The following is a 6,959-nucleotide window of genomic DNA, read 5'->3' on the forward strand; positions in this document are numbered from 1 at the left end:
TGTCGCCTGCCCGGCGACCTGCTCGCTGGCCGGGTGGATCACGTCGAATGTGGCTCCGCTGCCGGTCAATTGCAGCTCACCATCGATGAGCATCCGCTCATCACCGGCCAACACGCCGGTGTCGTCCTGCACGCTTGTCACTGTGACTCACTCCTGTTGATGGTCGGGTTTACGGCTGGTTCGGGTAGCGATGCACTGCCGGCGGGCGCATCCAGGCGCCACGTGTCGAACGCCATCGCCAGCATGGCGTAGGTACCGACGACGAAGATGAGCTCCATCGCCTGATGCGTGCCGAGTTCCTCGGTGAGGCGCTGCCACGTCGAGGCGTCGGCACGACCGTGGGCCAACAATTCGTCGGTCGCCTCGAGGACCAACAGGTCGGCGCCGGTGAAACCGTCGTTGCCCTCGGCAAGGCGGGAAATGTCGTCCTCGGGCACACCACCGTCGGTGGCCACCCTGGTGTGCTCGCCCCAGAAGAACGCCGACCGACGGGTGTGCGCGACGCGCAGCACCGCCAGCTCGCGCAGACGCAGCGATAGCTCGCCGCGCTGCAGCAGCCAGCCGTTGAACGTCAGGAATTTTCGGGCCATCTTCGGGTGGCGTGCGAGTAGTCCGATGATGTCGAACTTGAGGGGATCAGCCTGATGGCCCGACCCCGCCCTGGGCACCTTCTCCCCGGGCAGACCCAGCAATGCACCGAACGCGGCGTACTCGTCGTCACCCCATTCGTCAGCGGTCAGCGGCGTAAGGAACAGCCCGTCGTTGTGCGGATCGGTCATGTTCGGCGCCCACCGTTGACGCCGATGATTTGCCCTGTCACATAGGATGATTCGTCCTGACACAGAAAGATCGCGGCGTTGGCGATGTCCTCCGGTCGGCCCGCCCGACGCACAGGGGTGATCTTCGCGAAATGGTCCAGCGACGCGGTGAACCGGCCCTCGTCGATCGCCTTCTCCAACATCGGGGTGACCACCATGCCGGGAGGAATGGTGTTCACGGTGATCCCCTTCGGTCCGAGTTCGAGGGCGAGACTCTTGGTGAATCCGATCACCCCGGCTTTCGAGCTGACGTACGCGGCCATCCTGGATTGTCCACCCTGAGCGCTCGAGGACGAGATGTTGACGATGCGGCCCCAGTGCGCGTCGACCATGTCGGACAGCACCTCCTGGGTACAGATGAACGGCCCCCTCAGGTTGACCGCCATCACCAGATCCCACTGTTCGTCGGTGATCTCGGTGAACTTGCCGAACTGCTCGATTCCGGCGTTGTTGATCAGCATGAGCACCGGGCCCAGGTCGGTCCGCACCCGGTCGACTGCTGCCCTGACCTGGCTGCGGTCGGAGACGTCGACGGTGTAGCCGTTGACGGTGCCGCCCTGGCCTCGCAATCGCTCGACCTCGGCGTCGATCCGGTCGGTGGCGAGATCGAAGATGGCGACCTTGGTGCCGCGGGCGGCGAGCGCCTCGGCGATCGCGAGGCCGAGGCCCTGCGCACCGCCTGTGACGATGGCGGTGGTTTTCTCGAAAGGCATTGCTGCAGAACTCCTACGAGAACTCGATGTGCAGACGGGTAAGTCCGCGCAAGATGAAAGTGGGCAGGTACCGGTAGCGCCGGGCATCGGGCGGTCCGTGCTTGTCCACGTCGATCCAGATATCGGAGGTCCGGTCCAACAGCCGATTGAGGCTGACCTTCGCCTCGGCACGGGCGAGTGGGGCACCGGGACAACTGTGCGGACCACGCCCGAAAGCGATGTGCTGCCGGGCATTCGGCCGCTGGAGGTCGAACATGTCGGGGTCGGTGAACCTGCGAGGATCCCGGTTGGCCGCCGCGTTGTTCAGCATCACCGTGGTCCCCGCCGGTAGCTCCACCCCGCCGACGGTGACCGGCACCTTGGACAACCGGAAGTCGCCGCGGATCGGACTCTCGACCCTCAGCGCCTCTTCGATGAAACCGGGAATCAGACTGCGGTCGGCACGTAACTTCGCCTGCAGCTCAGGGTCTTCGGCAATCATCATCACCGCGGTGCTGAGCAGGCGCACCGTGGTCTCCTGCCCGGCCGCGAACAGATTGGCCGCCACGCACACCACATCGTTCACGGGCGGGATGCGCCCGTCCGGGAACAGCGCCGCCGCTAGGCCGGTCAGCACATCGTCGCGCGGGCGCTCACGGCGGTCGGTGATGTACTCGGTGAACTTCCCGTAGAGATACTCCAACGGTGAGTGATGCATCGCGTCGCCGTCACTGCTGCCGATGGTGCCGGTGGCGGTGAGCAGCTGATCCTTGAAGTCGTTGTGGTCGGATTCAGGCACTCCGAGCAGATCGGCGATGACCAGCATCGCAAACGGGTTGCCGAAATCAGCGACGAACTCGCAACGTCCGCCCGCGAGCGCTTCGTCGAATTGGCGGTCGGCGAGGCGCCACATGAAGTCCTCGTTCTCCTTGAGGCGCTTCGGCGTGATCATCTTCGACAGCAGCGCCCGGTGGTCCGTGTGCAGCGGCGGATCCAGGGTCGGCAATTGATCGTTGAACGGCAATTGGTCGCGGTGTGCGGCGATGAGATCGGAGATGTCGTCGCCCTCGAGGGGAACCGGAAAGCCCGGGAACGGACCGGTGACCGCCGTGCACGAGGAGAATCGCACGTTGTCGTTGTAGACGGCCACGGCTTCCTCGTAACCGGTGATCATCACGACGTCGTGATGAGGTTCCCGGCGCACCGGGCACTGTTCACGCAGCGCCGCGAGGTAGTCGTACGGGTCGTGCAGGAGCCGATTGTCGGTGAAGAAGTCCACGGCATCCAGGTCCGTACCTCTGGGGGTGGCTATGTGTGGCTGGGTCACTCTGCGGCCCCGGCGCTTTCGAAGTTCGGCACGCTGCCCGTGTTGGGCAGTTCCATCTGCAGATAGACGGCGATTCGCCGAAGTTTGTCCTCGGCGTTGAATTCGTAGACCGACACGGTGTTGACCACGCTGTTGAAATCACCCATGCGACTCCTTTCCTCCAGTTCGAGGAACACCAAATCCGCTGTCTCGGTGATCCGTTGGAACGAGCAGTCCCAGTCCGCTGACACCGCCCAGTTCGTCAGGAATGCCGCGTACTCGTCCCAGTTCATCACCTCCTTGAACGGACCGATGCGGACGAACTCGTCGGCCGCGATCAACTCGGCCAACGGTGACCAGCTTTCGACAGTGAACCCCGGCTGTTTGGCAGACTCGACCAGCCGCTTGGTGATCTGGCTGTACTCCAGCACCGCCCGCGAGCGTCCGGTGGTCTCGCCGATGGCCTCGTCGATCGTCGTCACACCGTCACCCCGGCGGCGGCGAGTGTCCGCTCCAGGGCGTGGAACGGCCCGCGCACACCGACGGCGACATCGAGGAAGGCGCTGTGCTCGTCATTGACGTGGGTCTCCCAACGGGTGAGCTCACCTTCGTCGTTCGTCAGTACGAAGCTGTACGAGTAGAAGCCCATCTTCACCCCGTCTGCGGTGTGCCCCTCCCACCGTGTCTTCATGGTCAGGCCGTTCGACGCCGGCCAGTAATCGAAGCCGGCCGGCTTCCGGTCCGGGAACTTCAGGGAGTAGGCCTTGGCCTCCATGGTCGAGGCTTTGGCGGTGTCCGTCGGGAACTCGCTGAACGGAAACACCTGGTCGCCGGTGAAGTAGGGCGACACGTAGACGCCGTCCTCGGCGAACTTCCCTGCGTCAGCGAAGGCTTCGCCGTCCTGCACACCTTGGCGTAGATAGTCGTCGCGGTGGGTCTCGGCCATCCGGACGTGATGGGCAAGGCGTTCTTCGAGGTTCAAGTGGTCCTTCTTCCAGTGCCGACAAGGGGATGGTGGGGGTCAGCGGTGTGCGGTGTCGGACATGTATCGGTCGACGACCGAGTGGAAGTGCGCGATGACGACTTCTTCCTTGACCAGCGACATGTGGTCGAGTCGGTCGTTGCGCAGGCCCTTCTGCTGCCGAGGCATCTGCTCGTAGTCCTGTTGGAGCGCCTCGAAATACTTGTGGCTGCCCGGCGTATCCACCACGATCGCCTCGGCCCGGACTGCGTCGCGAAACTCCTGCGGCAGATACATGTAGCTGGCCACGTGCCAGATACAGCGATTCGGATCCCCGTCGGGATGCGGCCTGGACATGATCACGTGGCATTCGCCGGCGCGCACGGTCATGAAGTAGTTGGGGAACAGCACCCAGCCCTGGTTGTCGACCATCTGACTGTCGGTCAGACCGCTGACATCGAGCCCCATCCCGGTCAGCACCTCACGGGTCGCTTGTTGCAGCAGGGTTCGGGCGGTGACGCCGTCGGGGAACGTCACGTTCCCGTCCGCGTCCTGATACGGCGCGATCAGCTCCTGGAAACGCGGGATCACCGCGACGGTGCCGGGGAAGGTTTCGGGCAGCGCCAGGATCCCCGCGACCTGATCCTGCACGCCTGCGCCCACCACCTCGAACGGAGCCATTGCGGCGCTGTGGTTTTCGAAGAACCGGTACCGGGCGGTCTGCGGGTTGATGTGCAGCACCTGCAGCAACTGAGGATGGATGCCGTTGATGTGATAGCCCTCTTCGAAGGCGTCCATCACGACTTTCCAGTTGCACTCGATGGCCTCGGTGACATCCATGACGGTGGTGAACGTCTCAATGTTGTAGGGCTCGAGAAGGCTGACGACCTCCTCGCCGAGGTAGTCACGCAGGGGCGAGGCCTCACTATCCGGGTTGAGGAAGATGAAACCCGCGAAAGTATCGACCGACGCCTGGATGAGCGAGTTCTCCGTCTTGTCGATCGGGCCGGCAAGGTTCTCGCGCAGCATCCCCTTCAGCCTGCCGTCGAGGTCGTAAGACCACAGGTGGTACTGGCAGAGGAACCCACGTTTGGCGTTGCCTGTCTCGGTGATGCACAGCGCGTTGCCGCGGTGCCGGCAGGCGTTGACGAAACCACGGAGGACGTCGTCTTTTCCCCGGACGATGAGGAAGGACTGGTCGAGGATCTCGTATTTCTTCCAGTCGCCGGGTTTGGGTAGGTCCTCAACCCGTCCCACGATCTGCCAGGTCCGCTTCCAGATCGCTTCCCGCTCGCGCGCGGCGTACTCCGGGCACGTGTAGCGGTCGGTGGGGATCGTCATGTTGAACGTCCCGGACTGGACGTCATCCAATCCCAGGCCGAGACCCGAAGCGGGGTCGACCCATTCTCCGGGTCGGGTTGACGCTGGCATCAAGGGAGTTCTCCTCAGTCGACGGTGGTCACGGAGTCGAGGGCGGGCGTCCCGACAAGAGCCGTCCGGTCGAGCCCGACCCGAATGGCGCATTTCTCATCTCGGGGCGGTATGTGATCCGCCTCACGATATACATGAGTGAATTCTTGATGCAAGAGTGCATAAAAGTGTGCAGCATCACACATCAGCTAGAGGGCGGGGTTCACCGTGGGTTATCAACTCGACGTGGTCACCGCTGAGGTTGCTGACGCGGTTCGCGCCGCCGGCGGACTGATGTTCGACCGAGGTCTGGCGGGGTGGAAAGTCAGAGTCGTCACCGACGACATAGACCACAGTCGAGCGCTGCGCATCCTCGGCGCAGACGCCGATCCGCCGGCACATCTCGCGGACGCGCAGTCCCGGCCGGATCGAGTGGTTCGCACCCTGGTCTTGCCGGTCGATCAGTTCACTGGCGATCCCCGATCCCTTGTGGCTGGGAGCATGGAGACCGAACCACCAGCGGAACTTCTCCTCTGGGGGCGGCACGTGAGCAGCGATGTGACGGGCCTCCTACAGCCTGTGCGGTATGGAATCAGCTCGGCAGCAAGGAGATTCAAGGCAGAAGCGCTGCGCTGCGCCGACCTCGACGGTCTCGTCGAGCCCTGGGAGCAGTTCTGGGCGAGCAACATCCTCGACCAGCCCCCGTTCGGACATCTCGGACTCTCAGAGCAGAGGTTGGAAGACACCGAATCGCGGAACGCCGTTGCCGCGCGCACTCATGCGCCCCCAGCAAAAGTGGTGGGAGGATCCCCCCATGGCTGAACGATGGACCAAAGAGCGGCGGATCGAACACACCCGCCAAATCCTGCTCGACGCCGCCGAGGAAGTCTTCGCCCGCAAGGGCCTCACCGGTGCGGCGCTCGAAGAGATCGCCGACGCCGCGGGATTCAGCCGAGGCATCATTTACTCCCAGTTCGGCGCGAAGGAGAAGCTGTTTCTGGCGGTCGTCGACCGCCAACGTCAGCGATTCTTGGACGGATTCGCCGAGGTGATGATGTCCTTTCATCGCCGCAGTGACGTCGACCTCGACGAACTTGCGCAACGATGGCGCGACCTGAGCAGCGGGACAGACCGGGCGGCACTGGGATACGAGCTGAAGCTGTTCCTGCTACGCAACCCCGACGCGCGCGACCGAGTAGCCACCCAACGGCTCGAAACCATCCGCGCCCTGGGCGAATTCATCAGCAAGAACGTCGCGCGGATCGGAGGCGCACTGACAATCGATGCCGAGACGCTGGCCCGCGTAGTCCTGGCCGCCAACGATGGCATCACTCTCGACAGCCATATCGATGGCCAGGATCTCTACCGCCCCTACCTGCAGCTGGTGATGTCCGCCATCGAGGCTCCGCAATAACCGCAACCCGCTATGCACCGCCCTATCCGAGGAGACTATTGGTGAATGTCGACGACTTGATTCTGGTGAGCATCGATGACCACGTGGTGGAGCCACCCGACATGTTCCTCAACCACGTCCCCGCCAAGTACAAGGCCGACGCCCCGATCGTCGTCACCGACGACAAGGGCGTCGATCAGTGGATGTACCAGGGCAGGCCGCAAGGTGTGAGCGGTCTCAACGCCGTGGTCTCCTGGCCGCCGGAGGAGTGGGGTCGCGATCCCGCCCGTTTCGCCGAGATGCGTCCCGGCGTCTACGACGTCCACGAGCGCGTGCGGGACATGAACCGCAACGGCATCCTCGCCTCGATGTGCTTCCC

Annotated in this window: 8 protein-coding genes and 1 pseudogene; 3 read left to right on the forward strand and 6 right to left on the reverse strand. The window is 63.8% G+C overall.

Going from position 1 to position 6,959, the window contains the following annotated elements; translation table 11 throughout:
* Positions 1–137: 137 nt before the first annotated feature.
* From MVA01S_RS27725 to MVA01S_RS27750, 6 genes are read right to left on the reverse strand one after another with little or no spacing between them, the layout of a single operon-like run.
* The gene (locus tag MVA01S_RS27725; protein ID WP_003934071.1) at positions 138–779 is read right to left on the reverse strand and encodes a carboxymuconolactone decarboxylase family protein; all 642 of its coding nucleotides are present in this window, start codon (positions 777–779) and stop codon (positions 138–140) included.
* The gene (locus tag MVA01S_RS27730; protein ID WP_003934070.1) at positions 776–1,531 is read right to left on the reverse strand and encodes an SDR family NAD(P)-dependent oxidoreductase; all 756 of its coding nucleotides are present in this window, start codon (positions 1,529–1,531) and stop codon (positions 776–778) included. The genes MVA01S_RS27725 and MVA01S_RS27730 overlap by 4 nt, the downstream gene beginning before the upstream one ends.
* Positions 1,532–1,544: 13 nt before the next feature.
* The gene (locus MVA01S_RS27735; protein WP_003934069.1) at positions 1,545–2,789 is read right to left on the reverse strand and encodes a cytochrome P450; all 1,245 of its coding nucleotides are present in this window, start codon (positions 2,787–2,789) and stop codon (positions 1,545–1,547) included.
* Between the two features lie 44 nt (positions 2,790–2,833).
* Positions 2,834–3,298, reverse strand: a complete 465-nt coding sequence (locus MVA01S_RS27740) for a hypothetical protein (protein WP_003934068.1) — start codon at positions 3,296–3,298, stop codon at positions 2,834–2,836.
* The gene (locus tag MVA01S_RS27745) at positions 3,295–3,798 is read right to left on the reverse strand and encodes a hypothetical protein (RefSeq protein WP_060941778.1); all 504 of its coding nucleotides are present in this window, start codon (positions 3,796–3,798) and stop codon (positions 3,295–3,297) included. Before MVA01S_RS27745 ends, MVA01S_RS27740 begins: the two co-directional genes overlap by 4 nt.
* Positions 3,799–3,837: 39 nt before the next feature.
* Positions 3,838–5,208, reverse strand: a complete 1,371-nt coding sequence (locus MVA01S_RS27750) for an aromatic ring-hydroxylating oxygenase subunit alpha (RefSeq protein WP_040543349.1) — start codon at positions 5,206–5,208, stop codon at positions 3,838–3,840.
* A 225-nt stretch (positions 5,209–5,433) separates the two neighbouring features.
* Between MVA01S_RS27750 and MVA01S_RS31405 the strand changes: the two genes are divergently transcribed.
* From MVA01S_RS31405 to MVA01S_RS27765, 3 genes and pseudogenes are all read left to right on the forward strand, one after another.
* Positions 5,434–6,009: a hypothetical protein gene (locus MVA01S_RS31405; RefSeq protein ID WP_144033089.1), complete on the forward strand. Its 576-nt coding sequence runs from the start codon at positions 5,434–5,436 to the stop codon at positions 6,007–6,009.
* The gene (locus tag MVA01S_RS27760) at positions 6,002–6,601 is read left to right on the forward strand and encodes a TetR/AcrR family transcriptional regulator (RefSeq protein WP_003934064.1); all 600 of its coding nucleotides are present in this window, start codon (positions 6,002–6,004) and stop codon (positions 6,599–6,601) included. Before MVA01S_RS31405 ends, MVA01S_RS27760 begins: the two co-directional genes overlap by 8 nt.
* Before the next feature lie 41 nt (positions 6,602–6,642).
* Positions 6,643–6,959 (forward strand): annotated as a pseudogene (locus tag MVA01S_RS27765) (amidohydrolase family protein); the annotation flags it as partial.

Origin of the sequence: Mycolicibacterium vaccae NBRC 14118 = CIP 105934 (assembly GCF_001552715.1) — a bacterium.
GTDB classification, from domain to species: Bacteria; Actinomycetota; Actinomycetes; order Mycobacteriales; family Mycobacteriaceae; genus Mycobacterium; species Mycobacterium vaccae.